Consider the following 2,001-nt stretch of genomic DNA (forward strand, 5'->3'; position numbering starts at 1 on the left):
TGTGATGTTTTCTGTGGTTACTAAATATCATAAGGGAAGGCATTCCCTATTTCTATACAATTCAGAAATCTTTTATGTATTTACACAAGATATTTTACGCTCTCAAACCTTGTTAATTTGATAGTGCATGTACATATTGGACAACTGTTTAAAGTTAGCATCAACTAATACATTTATCGGCACTGCCTCTTTATCTAGACCTGTTTTGCCGTAAAGATCTAATCTCTGAATGTATTATCTGTGAACACTGTTTTAACAATGTCTAGAAACCAACAAGCTTTTAATAGAATCTTCTTGCCTTGAAATATATTCTGCTGATGAAACTAAATGAATTTGTCTTAAGAAATTATTTTGTACTAAATATAGTAAGCGTTAAAATTAAACCTAATATGATTTAGGGGGCTATATGATGTTAGAAAAAATGGCATACAAAGAACTATTGAGTCATGCGTTTGACATTCCTATTTCAGTTACTTATTGGGATGGTTCAATTGCCACATATGGTGAGGGAACTCCAAATATTGCAATAACGTTTAAGAAAGAAATTTCGCTTAAATCAATGACATCTGAGCCAACTCTTGTGTTAGCAGAGGCTTATATGAATGGCGAAATTGAAATTGATGGCAGTATACAAGAATTAATTACATCTGCTTTTCGAACCGACCATAGTTTTTTAACCAACAATCCCTTCTTGAAACATTTGCCAAGTATTTCTCACTCAGAAAAAAATAGCGAACGAGATATTCAGAAGCACTATGATATTGGGAATGAGTTTTATCGGTTATGGTTGGATAAAACCATGACTTACTCATGCGCTTATTTTGAACATGATAACGATACTCTCGAAGAAGCACAATTAAATAAGGACCGACACATTATTCATAAGTTGGACCCTGAATCTGGGAAACGGTTGTTGGATATTGGCAGTGGATGGGGCACTTTACTATTTATGGCTGCTGAGGAATTTGGACTCAATGCGACGGGAGTAACCTTAAGTCAAGAGCAGTATGATTATACGCAGGAGCAAATTAAGGCTCGTCACCTTGAAAGCAAGGTTTCTGTGTTACTTGAAGATTATCGTGAAGTGGATGATAAGTATGATTACGTTACTTCCGTTGGAATGTTTGAGCATGTGGGGAAAGAAAATTTAGGACTATACTTTAATAAAGTTAAAGACTTGTTGAAGCCTAATGGGCGAGCTTTAATTCATGGAATTACAGGTCAGCATGAAGGAGCCGGCGTTGACCCATTTTTGAATAAATACATCTTCCATGGTGGGTATATTCCCAATGTTGCTGAAAATTTACGGCACGTTATGGATTCAGGGTTACAATTGACAGACCTAGAAACTTTACGTCGGCACTATCAAAGAACATTGGAAATTTGGTATAGCAATTACAATGGTGTTATTGATCAAGTAAGAGAAAAGTATGGAGTCCCATTCTCTAGAATGTGGTCGCTATACCTCCAAGCTTGTGCAGGGGCATTTGAATCGGGAAACATTGATGTTATGCAATACTTACTTACAAATGCTCCAAGTGGAACTGGCCTACCAATGACACGTCAATATGTTTATCAGAACGAAGTATAGTGAAATTGTTATTGATAAACCAATGGTGGCGATCTGAAACCGTAGGAATATAAACGCAGTATCGCTAACACCTCCTTAGACCAGTTCAGACCAGTATGGAGTAGCAGGGAATTTATTAAGAAACAGGAAGCACTCATGGCCGTTTTATGAACCGACGAAGACGAAGCCAAGTAATTGTACAGAATGGAATAGTGCTTTTAACAGAATTAGGTACTAATATAAAAGAGGTTCAGGTGCGTGTCCTCGACGCACCTGAACCTCTTTTATATTAGCTCTATTATCTAGAATCAAAGCCAAGAGGTAGATTGCAAATTTAATCCGAATTTTTGGAAAAATTTGTCAGCATAACCTGATACGGTGTTTGCCAGTCGAGTATTTTAAGCGGTCGCTGGTTAATTTGGAGTAACGTC

At 36.8% G+C, this 2,001-nt stretch carries 1 protein-coding gene and 1 pseudogene; one reads left to right on the forward strand and one right to left on the reverse strand.

The genetic code is table 11. The features are described from left to right. The first annotated feature begins 409 nt into the window (after positions 1 to 409). Entirely contained in the window at positions 410 to 1,591 is a 1,182-nt protein-coding gene (locus EKM99_RS15550; RefSeq protein ID WP_087128308.1) for an SAM-dependent methyltransferase, read from the forward strand. Between the two features lie 313 nt (positions 1,592 to 1,904). On the opposite strand, the pseudogene EKM99_RS15555 reads toward EKM99_RS15550, so the two are convergent. Then, positions 1,905 to 2,001 (reverse strand): annotated as a pseudogene (locus EKM99_RS15555) (IS30 family transposase); the annotation flags it as partial.

This window comes from Levilactobacillus cerevisiae, assembly GCF_003946245.1.
In the GTDB taxonomy this organism is placed as follows: domain Bacteria; phylum Bacillota; class Bacilli; order Lactobacillales; family Lactobacillaceae; genus Levilactobacillus; species Levilactobacillus cerevisiae.

What these genes read in the sequence shown, in the direction of transcription:
- EKM99_RS15550 (WP_087128308.1), top strand. Translation starts at nt 410, where the DNA reads ATGTTAGAAAAAATGGCATACAAAGAACTATTGAGTCATGCGTTTGAC.